Origin of the sequence: Micromonospora sp. NPDC048935, assembly GCF_043197875.1 — a bacterium.
In the GTDB taxonomy this organism is placed as follows: domain Bacteria; phylum Actinomycetota; class Actinomycetes; order Mycobacteriales; family Micromonosporaceae; genus Micromonospora.
Window position 1 is genome coordinate 201,268 of record NZ_JBICTZ010000008.1, and the last position, 14,436, is coordinate 215,703.

A 14,436-nucleotide genomic window follows, 5' to 3' on the forward strand; every position below is an offset into this window, starting at 1 on the left:
CGCCACCGTTACATCCCCCGGCCCACCGAGTACGGGCAGGGCCGCTCCCCCCCGGGTTCAGTGCGGTGGAATGCCTCGCCGCTGGGGGGCGTTACATCCCCCGCGACGCTTCGAGCAGGTCCCCGTGGATCGCCGGCGTTGTCTCGAACTTCCCCGCATGGCACGCACCCCCCGTTGACTGCCGTGCGGGCACACCCCCGATGCAGAGGAGCACGCCATCATGCGTACCGATCTGATGCGGAAGACTGTCCTGGCCGCCGCTGGTCTCGCGTTCACCGGTGGGGCTATCGCCGGACCCGTCACCACGGCGTTCGCCGCGCCGAGCACCGCCAAGGCGACCTCGCAGACGCAGACCGACCGCAAGCCCAACGGTGAGCGCCAGCTGGGTGTGCGCTACGAGGCGCAGCCGAACTTCTACTACTGCGGCCCCGCCGCCACCCGAAACGCCCTCAGCGTCCAGGGCAAGAACATCAACGTCGACGACATGGCCAAGGAGATGGGCACCACCGAGGCCGGCACCAACAGCATCAACGACATCACCCCGGTCCTGAACAAGGAAACCGGCAAGGCTGACGCCTACCACAGCGTCGAGATCAGCAAGCCCGACGCCGACACGAAGCAGACCGACACGCTGCGCGCCGACATCGTGCGCACCGTCGACAACGGCCGGGCCGTGGTCGCCAACATCGCCGGCACCACCACCGACACCGCTGGGACGACGCACTCCTACGAGGGTGGGCACTACATCAGCGTCGTCGGCTACCGCGACAACGGCACCATCGTGAAGATCGCCGACTCCGCCGACCCGAACCAGGCATCCTACGAGGTCACGGTCGAGCACCTCGCCGACTGGATCGCCACCCGCGGCTACGCCACCAGCTGACCCACACCGACAAGCACCACCGCACCAACAAGCACCACCGAAGGGCCGGACCCCACCACGGGGCCCGGCCCTTCGGCACGTCCAGGTCAGGTGTCGGCGAGTACGGCGAGGATCTGCTCGCCGTACTTGGCGAGCTTGTTCTCGCCGACCCCGCCGACGCGGGACAGGTCGGCCAGCGTGCTCGGCGCGTCGCTGGCGATCTGTCGCAGCGTCGCGTCGTGGAAGACCACGTACGCCGGGACGCCCTGCTCCTTGGCGGTGGCGGCCCGCCAGCCGCGTAGCCGCTCGAAGAGCGACGCGGCGGCCGGCGTCAGCTCGGCCACCACCGTGGCCGCGCCGCGCGGTTTCGACGAACGACTCGACGCGGGCTTCTCCGGTTCGCGGCGCATCGTGACCGTGCGGCGGCGACCCAGGACGTCGGCGCTGGCCTCGGTCAGGGCCAGCGTGCCGTAGTCGCCCTCCACGGCGAGCAGCCCCTCGGCGAGGAGTTGCCGGACCACGCCCCGCCACTCGGCCTCACTCAGCTCGGAGCCGATGCCGAAGACGGTCAGGGAGTCGTGGCCGTACTGGCTGATCTTGTCGGTCTGTTTGCCGAGCAGGATGTCGATGCAGTGCCCGGCGCCGAACCGCTGGTTGCGTTCACGGTCGAGGCGGAAGACGGCGGACAGCAACTTCTGGGCGGCGACCGTGCCGTCCCAGGACTCCGGTGGGTTGAGGCAGGTGTCGCAGTTGCCGCAGGCGGCCGTCGTCGTCTCGCCGAAGTATTCGAGCAGTTGGACCCGGCGGCAGCGCACCGTCTCGCACAGGGCGAGCATCGCGTCCAGGTGCGCGGCGAGGTTGCGGCGGTGGGCCAGGTCGCCGTCGGACGTCTCGATCATCTTGCGTTGCTGGACCACGTCCTGAAGCCCGTACGCCAGCCAGGCCGTGGACGGCAGGCCGTCGCGGCCGGCGCGGCCGGTTTCCTGGTAGTAGCCCTCGACGGACTTGGGCAGGTCGAGGTGGGCGACGAACCGGACGTCGGGCTTGTCGATGCCCATGCCGAAGGCGATGGTGGCGACCATGACGAGGCCGTCCTCACGCAGGAAGCGCTGCTGGTTGGCGGCGCGGGTCGCCGCGTCCAACCCGGCGTGGTACGGCAGGGCGGCGATGCCGTTGGTGACGAGGAAGTCGGCGGTCTTGTCGACCGAGGCCCGGGACAGGCAGTAGATGATGCCGGCGTCGCCCGGGTGTTCGTCGCGCAGCAGTGCCAGAAGTTGCTTGCGCGGCTCCCGCTTGGGCACGATCCGGTACTGGATGTTGGGCCGGTCGAAGCTGGCCACGAAGTGCCGCGCGTCGTCGAGTTTGAGGCGGGTGGCGATCTCGGTGCGGGTGGCGCTCGTCGCGGTGGCGGTGAGCGCGATCCGGGGGACCTGCGGCCACCGTTCGTGCAGCATCGACAGCGCCAGGTAGTCGGGGCGGAAGTCGTGGCCCCACTGGGACACGCAGTGCGCCTCGTCGATCGCGAACAGGGAGATGCGACCCCGGTCCAGCAGGGCGAGGGTGGACCGGACGCCGAGGGCCTCCGGGGCGAGGTAGAGCAGGTCCAGCTCGCCGGCGACGAAGGCGGCCTCGACCCGGCGTCGGGCGTCCAGGGTCTGGGTCGAGTTGAGGAAGCCGGCGCGGACGCCGACCGCGGTAAGGGCGTCCACCTGGTCCTGCATGAGCGCGATCAGTGGGGACACGACGACCGCGACGCCCTCGCGGACCAGGGCGGGGATCTGGTAGCACAACGACTTGCCGCCACCGGTGGGCATCAACACCAGGGCGTCGCCACCGGCGACCACATGGTCGATCACCTGCTGCTGGAAGCCGCGGAAGGCGTCGTAGCCGAACACCCGGCGCAGCACCGGCAGAGCGTCCTCGGTGCGCAGGTCGGTGGGGGAAGCCATCCGCGGAGTCTACGAGCCGACCCCGACAGCAGTGCCCGCACACCTGCCCGGCGCGTCTACCGCGTCTGCCCCGTCTCGCCATCCCCGTCACCCCAGCAGAGCCCGCCGAGGCCGGCCGCGCTGTGGAAGCCAGGGTGCCCGGTGACGTCCATGCAGACCTCCTTGTCGGGACCGACCCGGCCGCAGAAGACGGGCTCGACGTGGTTCCAGGCGTCGGCCCGGGACAGCAGCGCGGCCCCCGCCGGCATCTCGGGCCGCAGGATCGTCAGCCCCTCCGTGTAGACGACGGCCTGGTCGCGGGCCTCCGCCACGTCGGTCGCCAGGTAGGTCAGGTGCAGCGTCCAGCGCCGGGGCATCCGAAACCCGCCGGCAGGCGGCCCGTTGCGGCCCGAGCGCCGCTCGCGCTCCGTCGTGTAGCGGCTGACCAAAGAGTTGGCGTACGCGGACAGAGCGCCCGGTTTCGCCAGCGCGTGCGCGATGGCCGCCCGGACCCGCTCGGACACGTCGGCCCCGTCGAGTACGGCGGTCAGGTCGTCCTGGAAGCCGTTGTGCTGCCGCGGCTCCCGCTCCCACCGCGACGATCGGTTGTCAGTCACCAGTCCCTGCCTCTCCGTAGTGAGTGATTACCAAGAGACTGGACCACGGCGAACGGAAATGCAACGTCGTGTTTTCCTTTGCTAGATGCTTGATCTGTGGTCGCTCCTGGGCAAGAATCGATTACTCACAGTGGAGGTGGTGCTGCCGATGTCACAGGTGCCAAGTCCGACGATCAGGGCTCGTCGTCTGCGGCGCGAGCTGCGTCGTCTGCGGGACCGCACCGGACACACCGCCGAGGAGGTGGCCAAGATCCTGGGGTGGCATCGGACCAAGGTCATCCGCTTCGAACTCGGGCACTCCAGGGTGATGCCGAAGGACCTGCCTCCGCTGCTCGACCTCTACGACGCCTCCGAAGAGGAGCGCGAGTCGCTGACCGGGTTGCTTCGGCAGTCTCGCCAGAAAGGCTGGTGGAGCGCCTACGGCGACGTGTTGCCGGACGACTACGTCGGCTTCGAGGCGGAGGCCACGTCGATCAGCGCGTTCGAGAGTCTGTACGTCCCCGGGCTGTTGCAGACGGAGGAGTACGTCCGCGCGATCGTCAAGGCGGGCCGCAGCACCGCCGACCAGGACGAGACCGATCGCGTAGTGGCGGCGAGACTCGCGCGCAAAGCTCTGTTGGCCCGTGATGCGCCGCCGTCCTTGTGGGCCGTGTTGGATGAGGCGGTCGTGCGCCGGGTGGTTGGTGGCCCGACGGTGATGCGTGCGCAGCTTGCGCGCTTGGTCGAGGCGTGTGAGATGCCCACGGTGGAGATACAGGTCATGCCGTTCGCGGCAGGGGCGCACGCGGCCATGGGTGGAGCTTTCACACTGCTGGGTTACGCCGACCCGATGCTTGATCCGGCGGTGGTCTACCTCAGCAACGACACCAGCGCGCTGTTGCTGGAGGAGGACCGACAGGTGGCCCGCTATAGACTCATGTTCGACCACCTTCGGGCCAAGGCGTTCGACCCTGACCGGTCTGCGGACCTTCTTACGCGGGTTGCTGCCGAGTTCCCGGACTGAGTCCGATTACTAGGAGCGCTAGCGATGACCCTCCCGGATCTGGCACAGGTTGCCTGGCGCAAGAGCAGTCGAAGCGGTGCCAACGATTCGAATTGCGTAGAGGTGGGCGAGGTGTTGAGTGGGCGGCTGGCCGTGCGGGATTCCAAGGATCCGGGCGGGCCGGCGCTCATCTTCGATCCGACCGCCTGGTCGTCGTTCGTGACCGGTCTGCGGCGCGGCCCGCTCGGCTGACGCCTGCGGCAAGGCGTCGGCGCCCTGATGCCGGCGGCATCACCTCCATCCGGTTGGATGGCCCCCATGGCGGTACGCATCGATATCAGCGCACTCCGGGACGCGGCCGGACCTGTGGTCTGTGCAGCAGCGGACAAGCTTCGAGCATCTGATCAACCGGTGGTGCCGAGGCCGGCCGGTGGTGGAGTTTTCTGCGAGTTCCGCGAGGCCGGGCAGCCTCCGTTCGAAGTCTGGGTGGGCATCACGGCCGACGGTTTCACCGCCGAGTGTGACTGCGCAGCCGCTGAGGAGTTGTGCGCCCACGCCGTGGCCCTCACCGCCACTGCCCTGGACGACGGTTTCACGTGGTCGTCGGCGGCTGCCCCGCCGTCGGCCCTGGCGGTCGACCCAAGGGTCGCCGAGTTGGCCGAAGTCGCGAGCGGCATCCCCGCCCGACGCCTGGCGCTGTTGGTCGCCGAGTGGGCAGCCACGGATCGTGTGTTGGAAAACCGGCTTCGCGCGCAGGCCGGCCAACTCGCGCCTTTCTCCGCTGCCGAGCTGGCCGACCTTCGTCGGACGATCGACAACCTGGCCCACGAGGCGACCAGCGGTAGCCGTTGGGATCTGCACGATGTCGAGAAGGCCGGTCGGGCGATCGTCGAGGAGATCGAGGTGCTTGCCCAGCGGCCGCCGACCCCGGAGGCGCTGTTGCTGGTCGAGCGGGCCGCCCGTGCGTGGGACGGCCTCGCTGGCTACCTCAACGACGCCTGGGAGACGTACGAGGAAGAACCGGCCGAGATCGGCGGCGCGTTACGGGCGGTCCACGTGCAGCTCTGCGAGCAGGTGCGGCCGGATCCCGACGAGTTGGCCGCCCGACTGGTGGAGATCGTCGAGGCGGCCGAGGTCGACTCGTGCCTTGATGAGCCGAACGATTACCTCGCCGTGCTTGGTCACCAACGGGTCGAGGCCCTTCGGCACCGCCGCTGACGGTTGTCGTGATCCGCGTCGCCGGCCGCGGGTGGTCGGCGGTTGCCGGGCGGGCAGGTCCGCCTGAGTGCGGTTGAGTTCGTTGAGCTGTGCGTCCAGGAAGGTGCTCTGTAGGCGTCGGCCGGGAACCCGTCCGGCGCACCCGCGCGACGGGTGTGCCGGACGGGCGACGCGGTCAGCTGGGCTGGCTGGACCGGTTGGCCAGACCTCGCGGCGGGGCCTTCATCCCGACGACGATGTCGACGATCTCGATGTAGCGGGCCTTGGCACCCATCCGGAAGGCGGTGGCCGCCGCGTTGATCTCCTCGAGGGTGTCGCCCTCGACGATGGTGACCTGGTCGTACTTGCCGTTCACCCCGGTCGTCACCACGTGGGTGAGCTGCTTGGCGAAGCGGCCCAGGTCCCGCGCGTGTTCGGCGGAGACCTCGTGGATGCCCTCCCGGCCGAGGGCGAAGTATTCCGGACTGATCCGCATGAACAGGAAGCCGATGTATTTGTTCTTGTCCGCAAGGTCGTGCATCGCACCCTCCCAGATGTCGGTCTGACCTGCGACGATCACAAAGAGCGTATTGAGAGTTACTGATCGTCATCAAGAGTGCCGACTGTCGGGAGCGCGACCCGCGACGGGTGCCGGCCCGTCGGCCGGGCGGCGGGATAGAGTCGCTGATTGACCAAACGCGGCCGAGGGGGCCGCGGCGCCACGGCTTGGGGGTACGGGTGAGCGAGGCGCGTGCGGGCGGCGGACGGATCGACGGTCCGACCGCGGGGGACGGGCAGCCGGCGGCTGAGTCGGAAACCACACTCGTGGTGGTCACCGGCGTTTCCGGGGGTGGCCGCAGCACGGTGGCCCGTGCCCTGGAGAACGTCGGCTACTACGTCGTCGACAACCTGCCGCAGGCACTGATGCTGGACATGGCGGAGTTGGCGTTCAAGGCGGGCGGCGCGGCTCGGCGTACCGCGATGGTGTTGGACGTGCGGTCGCGGGCCTTCTCCACCGACCTGGCCGGGGCGATCCGGGAGCTCAAGGAGCGCGGGTTCTCGCCCCGGGTGGTGTTCGTCGACGCCGACGACGAGGTGTTGATCCGGCGGTTCGAGAGCGTTCGGCGTTCGCACCCGTTGCAGGGCGACGGGCGGTTGGCCGACGGCATCGCCGTGGAGCGTGGGCTGCTCGAAGAGGCGCGCGACCAGGCCGACGTGATCATCGACACCAGCCACCTCAACGTCAACCAGCTCCGTCGGCGCATCGAGGAGCTGTTCGGCGGCGAGGACGCCCGCCGGCTGCGGGTCACCGTGCTGTCGTTCGGGTTCAAGTACGGCCTGCCGCCGGACGCCGACTTCGTGCTGGACGCCCGGTTCCTGCCGAACCCGTACTGGGTGCCGGAGTTACGCGAGCACACCGGTCGGGAGGAGGCGGTCAGCGCGTACGTGCTGGGTCAGGAGGGCGCGGAAGCCTTCGTCGCCTCGTACGCCGACCTGGTCAACGCCACCACGGCCGGCTTCGAGCGGGAGGGTAAGCGCTACCTGACGGTCGCCGTGGGCTGCACCGGCGGCAAGCACCGCAGCGTGGCCATCTCCGAGGAGTTGGCCGCCCGCCTGCGGCACTCCGGGCTGGCGGCCAACGCCCAGCACCGCGATCTGGGGCGCGAATGACGGCCCGCCGGGTGGTGGCGTTCGGCGGTGGGCACGGGCTCTCCGCCTCGTTGCGGGCGCTGCGCCACTGCGCACCCGAACTCGACCTCGACATCACCGCCGTGGTCACCGTCGGCGACGACGGCGGGTCCAGCGGCCGCCTGCGTGCCGAGCGGGGTGGCCTGCCGCCGGGTGACCTGCGCCAGGCACTGGTGGCGCTTGCCGGAGACCACCCGGCCACCCGGCGCAGCGCCGGGCTGTTCCAGCACCGCTTCGCCGCCGTGCCGGCCGGCGTACCCGCAGGCGGCGAAGCCGACCCGGCCCCGGCTGCCACCGACGCCCCCGGCCCACGCGACACCGACCGCCCCAGCCCGCGCGACCAGGGCGCGGACGCCCCCGGCCCGCGCGACCACGACGGCCCGGCGCCGCGGGACCAGGGCGCCGACGGCCCGGCGCCGCGGGACCAGGGTTCAGACGGCGGGGGTACGGGCGGCCCCGGCGCGACGCGCGGCGACGGGCTGGCCGGGCACGCGGTGGGCAACCTGGTGCTCTGCGGCCTCATGGAGTTGCTCGGCGACCCGGTGGCCGCTCTGGAGCACGCCGGCGCGATGCTCGGCGCGGTTGGCCGGGTGTTGCCGATGTCCCGTCAGCCGGTCGGCATCGAGGCCCGGGTCCGCGGTGTCGATCCGACCGCCCCCGACGAGGTGCACACCGTGCGTGGCCAGCACCAGGTGGCCGTCACCACCGGGCGGGTCGAGTCGCTGCGCCTGACGCCCGCCGCCCCGGCGGCCTGCGCCGAGGCGATCGAGGCGATCATGGCGGCGGACTGGTTGATCTTCGGGCCGGGCAGTTGGTACACGAGTGTGCTCCCGCACCTGCTGGTGCCGCAGTTGGCCGACGCGATCGTGTCCACCTCGGCGCGGCGGCTGGTCACGCTGAACCTCGCCGCCGAGAAGGAGACCCTCGGGCTCTCCGTCGCCGACCATCTCGCGGCCCTGCACTGGTATCTGCCCGAACTCAAGGTGGATACCGTGCTCGCCGATGCCAGAGCGGTGGGTGACCCCGAACCGGTCGAACGTGCGGCAGAATCGCTTGGTGCCCGCCTGGTCCTCGCCTCCGTCGCCGTCACCGACGGCACTCCCCGCCATGATCCGGCTGCCCTGGGCGCCGCGCTGGTGCCTGTCCTGGGCGCCGATCGTTAGACACGTACGTAATCACCGGCGACACGCCGGAACCGGTCCGTGAGGGGACGCACAATGGCGATGACGGCCGCGGTCAAGGACGAGCTGAGTCGGGTCGACGTGCCCAAGCCCTGCTGTCGGCGGGCGGAGATGGCCGCGCTGCTGCGCTTCGCCGGCGGCCTGCACATCGTCTCCGGCCGCGTGGTGGTGGAGGCGGAACTGGACACGGGGGCGGTGGCCCGGCGGTTACGCCGGGAGATCGCCGAGGTCTACGGATATTCGAGCGAGATCCACGTGCTGGCCTCCGGTGGCCTGCGCAAGGGCAGCCACTTCATCGTGCGGGTGGTCAAGGACGGCGAGGCCCTCGCCCGGCAGACCGGCCTGCTCGACGTGCGGGGCCGCCCGGTGCGCGGGCTGCCCCCGCACGTGGTGGCGGCGAACGTCTGCTGCGCGGTCTCCGCGTGGCGGGGGGCGTTCATGGCACACGGTTCGTTGACCGAGCCGGGCCGCTCCAGTGCTCTGGAGATCACCTGCCCGGGCCCGGAGTCGGCGTTGGCGCTTGTCGGCGCGGCCCGCCGGATCGGCATCACCGCCAAGAACCGCGAGGTGCGCGGGGTGGACCGGGTGGTGGTCAAGGACGGCGACGCGATCGCCGCGCTGCTCACCCGCATCGGCGCGCACTCCAGCGTGCTGGCCTGGGAGGAGCGTCGGGTACGCCGGGAGGTGCGGGCCACCGCCAACCGGCTCGCCAACTTCGACGACGCCAACCTGCGCCGCTCGGCGCGCGCCGCGGTCGCCGCCGCCGCCCGGGTCACCCGTGCGCTGGAGATCCTCGCCGACGAGGCACCCAACCACCTGACCGACGCCGGGCGGCTGCGCCTGGAGCACCGGCAGGCGTCCCTGGAGGAGTTGGGCGCGCTGGCCGACCCGCCGCTGACCAAGGACGCCATCGCCGGGCGGATCCGCCGGCTGCTGGCGCTTGCCGACAAGCGCGCCCGGGACCTCGGCATCCCGGATACCGAAGCGGCAGTCACGCCCGACATGCTCGTGGTCTGATAGGACGGTGGGGCCGCACGGTGCGCCCGGGAACACGCCCCGGCGCAGCGTGGTCTCGCACGCTCGGATAGGGTCGCTGCGTACGGCAAGGGGGCCGACACCGGCACTCCTCGCTGTGCCCACCGCCTCGGGCGGTCAGGTCCGCAGACCGCGCGGCGGGGTGGCCGAGATGAACCGTCAGCGGCCGGCTCCACCGGTCGGCGCACACCATTCCCGCCGGCCCGTTGTCTGAAGCCGGCGGACCAGAACGCGAGGAGATGGGACCTGTGACCATCCGGGTTGGCATCAACGGCTTTGGCCGAATCGGCCGTAACTTCTTCCGGGCAGTGCTGGCGTCCGACGCCGACATCGAGGTCGTGGCGGTCAACGACCTGACCGACAACGGCACGCTCGCCCACCTGCTCAAGTACGACAGCATCCTGGGTCGCCTGCCGTACGAGGTCAAGGCCACCGCCGACGAGATCACCGTCGGTGGCAAGACCATCAAGGCGTACGCCGAGAAGGACCCGTCGAAGCTGCCGTGGGGCGAGGTCGGCGCCGACGTCGTCATCGAGTCGACCGGCTTTTTCACCGACGCCACCAAGGCCAAGGCGCACGTCGACGGCGGGGCCAAGAAGGTCATCATCTCCGCCCCGGCGAAGAACGAGGACGTCACCGTCGTCATGGGTGTCAACCACGACACCTACGACCCGGCGAAGCACACGATCATCTCCAACGCTTCGTGCACCACCAACTGCCTCGCCCCGATGGCGAAGGTCCTGCACGACACGTTCGGCATCCAGCACGGTCTGATGACGACGATCCACGCGTACACCCAGGACCAGAACCTCCAGGACGCGCCGCACTCGGATCTGCGTCGGGCCCGGGCCGCCGCGCTGAACATCGTGCCGACCTCCACCGGCGCCGCGAAGGCCATCGGCCTGGTCCTCCCGGACCTCAAGGGCAAGCTCGACGGGTACGCCCTGCGGGTGCCGATCCCGACCGGCTCGGTCACCGACCTCACCGTCAACGTGGGTCGCGAGACCACCGTGGACGAGGTCAACGCCGCGCTGAAGGCCGCCGCGGACGGCCCGCTCAAGGGCATCCTGGTCTACAACGAGGACCCGATCGTGTCCTCGGACATCGTCACCGACCCGGCGTCGTGCATCTTCGACGCGCCGCTGACCAAGGTCGTCGGCAACCAGGTCAAGGTCGTCGGCTGGTACGACAACGAGTGGGGCTACTCCAACCGGCTCGTCGACCTCGTCAAGCTGGTCGGTTCGTCGCTGTGAGCATCCGGACCCTCGACGACCTGCTCGCCGAGGGGGTGGCAGGTCGGCGCGTGCTGGTGCGCGCCGACCTGAACGTCCCGCTCGACAAGCAGTCCGGAGCCATCACCGACGATGGCCGCATCCGCGCGGTGCTGCCGACCCTCGGCGCGCTTGTCGGGGCCGGCGCGAAGGTGGTCGTCTGCTCGCACCTGGGTCGCCCGAAGGGCGCACCGGACCCGCAGTTCAGCCTGGGCCCGGTCGCCGGGCGGCTCGGTGAGCTGCTCGGCGCGCCGGTGCACTTCGCCACCGACACGGTCGGCGACTCCGCCCGCTCCACCGTCGCGGACCTGGCCGACGGCCAGGTCGCCCTGCTGGAGAACCTGCGTTTCAACGCGGGCGAGACCAGCAAGGACGAGGCCGAGCGGGGCGCCTTCGCCGACCAGCTCGCCGCGTTCGGCGACGCGTACGTGGACGACGCGTTCGGCGCCGTGCACCGCAAGCACGCGAGTGTCTTCGACGTGCCGGCCCGGTTGCCGCACGTCGCGGGCCGGCTGGTGCTGCGTGAGGTCGAGGTGCTCTCCAAGCTCACCAGCGAGCCCGAGCGGCCGTACGTGGTGGTGCTCGGCGGGTCCAAGGTCTCCGACAAACTCGCGGTGATCGAGGCCCTGCTGCCCACTGTCGACCGGCTGCTCATCGGTGGCGGGATGTGTTTCACCTTCCTCAAGGCCCAGGGCCTGGAGGTGGGCACGTCGCTGCTGGAGAAGGACATGGTCGAGACCTGCCGCAACCTGCTGGAGCGGGCCAACGGCAAGATCCTGCTCCCGGTCGACGTGGTGGTCGCGGACGCGTTCGCCCCGGACGCCGCGCACGACACGGTCCCCGTCGACGGCATCCCGAGCCACCGGCTCGGTCTGGACGTCGGCCCGGAGACGGTGGCCGGCTTCAGCGCCGCGCTGTCCCCGGCGAAGACGATCTTCTGGAACGGCCCGATGGGCGTGTTCGAGATGCCGGCCTTCGCGGCGGGCACCCGGGGGATCGCCGAGGCGATCACCAAGGCCGACGCGTTCAGCGTCGTCGGCGGCGGTGACTCCGCTGCCGCCGTCCGTGCGCTGGGGCTGGACGAGACGTCCTTCGGGCACATCTCCACCGGCGGTGGCGCCTCCCTGGAATACCTCGAGGGCAAGACCCTCCCCGGCATCGCGGCCCTGGAGAACTGAACATGGCAAGCACCACCCGTCGGCCGCTGATGGCCGGCAACTGGAAGATGAACCTCAACCACCTTGAGGCCAACCTGCTCGTGCAGAAGCTGGCGGCGAGCCTCACCGAGAAGCAGCTCACCGAGGTCGAGACGGTCGTGCTGCCGCCCTTCACCGACCTGCGGACGGTGCAGACCGCCGTCGACGGGGACAAGCTGCTCATCGGCTACGGCGGGCAGGACCTGTCCGCGCACGCGTCCGGCGCGTACACCGGGGAGATCTCCGGTCCGATGCTGGCCAAGCTCGGCTGCACGTACGTGGTGGTGGGGCACTCCGAGCGGCGGGCCTACCACGACGAGGACGACGCGCTCGTCAACGCGAAGGTGAAGGCCGCGCTCACGCACGGTCTGACCCCGATCCTCTGCGTGGGGGAAGGGCTTGACGTCCGCGAGCAGGGCAACCACGTGGCGCACTGCGCCGACCAGCTCGACGGGGGCCTCGCCGGGCTCACCGCCGAGCAGGTGCGGCAGGTCGTGATCGCGTACGAGCCGGTCTGGGCGATCGGCACCGGCAAGACCGCGACGCCCGAGGACGCCCAGGAGGTCTGCGGGGCGGTCCGGCAGCGACTTGCGGAACGCTTCGACCAGGAGACCGCCGACCAGGTCCGGGTGCTCTACGGCGGCTCGGTCAAGGCGTCGAACGCCGCCTCGATCATGGCTCAGCCGGACGTGGACGGGGGCCTGGTGGGGGGCGCCAGCCTGGACGCGGAGGAATTCGCTCAGATCTGCCGCTTCCCGGAGCACATCGTCCGCTGATCGGTCGGTATCCTGGACACCGCCCGTCCGCCGGTCGGTGCCGCCGTGCCCGATCAGACCGGGCGAGGATCGCTACGAGAGGACTGACCCCAGCCATGCCGATCTGGTTCGCATACACGTTGATCGTGTTGCTGATCATCACGAGCATTCTGCTCACCATGCTTATCCTGCTGCATCGCGGCAAGGGCGGCGGTCTGTCGAGCATGTTCGGCGGTGGCGTCAGCTCCAGCCTCGCCGGCTCCTCCGTGGCAGAGAAAAACCTGGACCGTTACACCGTTCTGGTGAGCGTCGTCTGGTTCGCCGCCATCGTCGGGCTCGGGCTGTGGCTGCGCCTCCAGATGAACAGCGGCACCTGAGCGAGCTCGTTGAGTCGTACAATCTGCGCGCGGTCCGTCACCACGACGGGCCGCGCGCAGGCTTTTCTCCGCTGCACCGCGTCGCCCGCCGTCCACCCCTGTTCGACGGCGGGTCCCTCCGACGACAGGAGCGAGCAGCCGTGCCCAGTGGCAACGTCATCCGTGGCGCCCGAGTCGGGTCCGCACCCATGCGCCCCGACGAACGGCACCAACCCGCCCCCCGACAGGACGTCACCTACTGGTGCCGCAACGAGCACCGGATCGACATCCGGATCGCCGCGGACGCCGAGGCGCCGGCCCGGTGGGACTGCCCCCGGTGCGGGCTACCCGCCGGCCGGGACGCGCAGAACCCGCCCGGCCGGGTCCGCGCCGAACCGTACAAGAGCCATCTGGCGTACGTGAAGGAGCGGCGCACCGCCGAGGAGGGCGAGGCGCTGCTGAACGAGGCACTGGCGGCGCTGCGCCGCCGCCGCGGCGAGTAGCGGGCCGTTAGCGCAGGCTGCGCAGGCGTGCGGGCACGTCGGCCGCCGCCGCCCGGTCCAACAGCCAGCGGGTGCGACCCACGCCGTGCACCCCGGCGGCCGGCAACTGCACCGACCCGGCTCCGGCCAACGCCATACCCACCGCGCGTGCCTTGTCGGCACCTCCGGCCACCAGCCAGACCTCCTCGGCGGTGTTGATCGCCGGCAGGGTGAGCGTGGTCCGCACCGGCGGCGGCTTGGGGCTGCCCCGCACCGCGCTGCACGGCCGGGTCTCGTAGTGCACCGGGTGCTCGGGGAAGACCGACGCCACGTGCCCGTCCTCGCCGACGCCCAGCATCAGCACGTCGAAGTGCGGCAGGGCGGCATGCCCGGGCCGGGCGGCACGCGCCAACTCCTGCGCGTACGCGGCCGCCGCCGCCTCCGGGTCGTTGCCGGCCGGTCCGTCGGAGGCCGGCATCGGGTGCACCCGGGCCGGGTCCAGCGGCACCACGTCCAGCAGGGCGGCGCGGGCCTGGGTCTCGTTGCGGTCCGGATCACCGGCGGGCAGGAACCGCTCGTCGCCCCACCACACGTCGACCCGGGACCAGTCCACCGCGTCGCGGGCGGGCAGCGTCGCCACCGCCCGGTACACGGCGGCGGCGATCCGGCCGCCGGTGAGCACCACCGAGGCCGCACCCCGGTCGGCCTGGGCGTCGAGCAGCTTCACCAGCAACCGGGCCGCCACGGCCTGCGCCAGCAGGTCGGCGTCGGCGTGGACGGCGACACTCGCCTCACTCATGGAATGCGCCTTCGTTTCCCGACCGCCCCGGCGGTCGCTGTCGCGTCGTGCCCGGGCCGCGATGCCCGAGATGGTGTGTTCTCGGG

At 70.9% G+C, this 14,436-nt stretch carries 16 protein-coding genes; 12 read left to right on the top strand and 4 right to left on the bottom strand.

All coding sequences use genetic code 11. The features are described 5' to 3' along the window. Nucleotides 1-220: 220 nt before the first annotated feature. Entirely contained in the window at nt 221-883 is a 663-nt protein-coding gene (locus tag ACGFIW_RS22680; protein ID WP_393318962.1) for a C39 family peptidase, read from the top strand. Nucleotides 884-969: 86 nt separating this feature from the next. On the opposite strand, the gene recQ is transcribed toward ACGFIW_RS22680, so the two are convergent. Together recQ and ACGFIW_RS22690 are read right to left on the bottom strand one after the other, a co-directional pair. Continuing rightward, entirely contained in the window at nt 970-2,811 is a 1,842-nt protein-coding gene (gene recQ, locus ACGFIW_RS22685; RefSeq protein ID WP_393318965.1) for a DNA helicase RecQ, read from the bottom strand. A gap of 56 nt (nt 2,812-2,867) precedes the next feature. Further along, nucleotides 2,868-3,407 (bottom strand): hypothetical protein, encoded by a 540-nt coding sequence (locus ACGFIW_RS22690; protein WP_393318968.1) that lies wholly within the window; start codon nt 3,405-3,407, stop codon nt 2,868-2,870. Nucleotides 3,408-3,555: 148 nt separating this feature from the next. Between ACGFIW_RS22690 and ACGFIW_RS22695 the strand changes: the two genes are divergently transcribed. From ACGFIW_RS22695 to ACGFIW_RS22705, 3 genes are all read left to right on the top strand, one after another. Then, nucleotides 3,556-4,410, top strand: coding sequence for a DUF5753 domain-containing protein (locus ACGFIW_RS22695; protein ID WP_393319427.1), 855 nt, complete (start codon nt 3,556-3,558; stop codon nt 4,408-4,410). Between the two features lie 24 nt (nt 4,411-4,434). Next, a complete protein-coding gene (locus tag ACGFIW_RS22700) occupies nt 4,435-4,641 on the top strand; it encodes a DUF397 domain-containing protein (RefSeq protein ID WP_393318970.1) in 207 nt (68 codons plus the stop codon). Between the two features lie 159 nt (nt 4,642-4,800). Continuing rightward, nucleotides 4,801-5,607: a hypothetical protein gene (locus tag ACGFIW_RS22705; RefSeq protein WP_393318973.1), complete on the top strand. Its 807-nt coding sequence runs from the start codon at nt 4,801-4,803 to the stop codon at nt 5,605-5,607. A gap of 175 nt (nt 5,608-5,782) precedes the next feature. Here ACGFIW_RS22705 and ACGFIW_RS22710 read toward each other — a convergent pair whose 3' ends face one another. Beyond that, the gene (locus ACGFIW_RS22710) at nt 5,783-6,127 is read right to left on the bottom strand and encodes a hypothetical protein (protein ID WP_357379117.1); all 345 of its coding nucleotides are present in this window, start codon (nt 6,125-6,127) and stop codon (nt 5,783-5,785) included. Between the two features lie 227 nt (nt 6,128-6,354). On the opposite strand from ACGFIW_RS22710, the gene rapZ reads away from it, so the two are divergent. From rapZ to ACGFIW_RS22750, 8 genes are all read left to right on the top strand, one after another. Next, nucleotides 6,355-7,257 carry an RNase adapter RapZ gene (rapZ, locus tag ACGFIW_RS22715; RefSeq protein ID WP_393319429.1) on the top strand — a complete coding sequence of 301 codons (903 nt, stop codon included), beginning with the start codon at nt 6,355-6,357 and terminating at the stop codon, nt 7,255-7,257. Then, a complete protein-coding gene (locus tag ACGFIW_RS22720; RefSeq protein WP_393318976.1) occupies nt 7,254-8,438 on the top strand; it encodes a 2-phospho-L-lactate transferase CofD family protein in 1,185 nt (394 codons plus the stop codon). The genes rapZ and ACGFIW_RS22720 overlap by 4 nt, the downstream gene beginning before the upstream one ends. Before the next feature lie 54 nt (nt 8,439-8,492). After that, on the top strand, nt 8,493-9,473 hold the full coding sequence (gene whiA / locus ACGFIW_RS22725) for a DNA-binding protein WhiA (RefSeq protein WP_350872673.1): 981 nt from the start codon (nt 8,493-8,495) through the stop codon (nt 9,471-9,473). A 266-nt stretch (nt 9,474-9,739) separates the two neighbouring features. Further along, a complete protein-coding gene (gap, locus tag ACGFIW_RS22730) occupies nt 9,740-10,744 on the top strand; it encodes a type I glyceraldehyde-3-phosphate dehydrogenase (RefSeq protein WP_179780100.1) in 1,005 nt (334 codons plus the stop codon). Next, on the top strand, nt 10,741-11,940 hold the full coding sequence (locus tag ACGFIW_RS22735) for a phosphoglycerate kinase (RefSeq protein ID WP_393318980.1): 1,200 nt from the start codon (nt 10,741-10,743) through the stop codon (nt 11,938-11,940). Before gap ends, ACGFIW_RS22735 begins: the two co-directional genes overlap by 4 nt. 2 nt (nt 11,941-11,942) lie before the next feature. Further along, nucleotides 11,943-12,734 (top strand): triose-phosphate isomerase, encoded by a 792-nt coding sequence (gene tpiA, locus ACGFIW_RS22740; RefSeq protein ID WP_393318983.1) that lies wholly within the window; start codon nt 11,943-11,945, stop codon nt 12,732-12,734. Between the two features lie 95 nt (nt 12,735-12,829). After that, nucleotides 12,830-13,090, top strand: a complete 261-nt coding sequence (gene secG / locus ACGFIW_RS22745) for a preprotein translocase subunit SecG (RefSeq protein ID WP_355033235.1) — start codon at nt 12,830-12,832, stop codon at nt 13,088-13,090. A gap of 140 nt (nt 13,091-13,230) precedes the next feature. Next, complete coding sequence (locus ACGFIW_RS22750) at nt 13,231-13,572, top strand: RNA polymerase-binding protein RbpA (RefSeq protein ID WP_393318986.1); 342 nt, start codon at nt 13,231-13,233, stop codon at nt 13,570-13,572. A 7-nt stretch (nt 13,573-13,579) separates the two neighbouring features. Here ACGFIW_RS22750 and pgl read toward each other — a convergent pair whose 3' ends face one another. Next, nucleotides 13,580-14,350: a 6-phosphogluconolactonase gene (gene pgl / locus ACGFIW_RS22755; protein WP_393318989.1), complete on the bottom strand. Its 771-nt coding sequence runs from the start codon at nt 14,348-14,350 to the stop codon at nt 13,580-13,582. Nucleotides 14,351-14,436 lie beyond the last annotated feature (86 nt).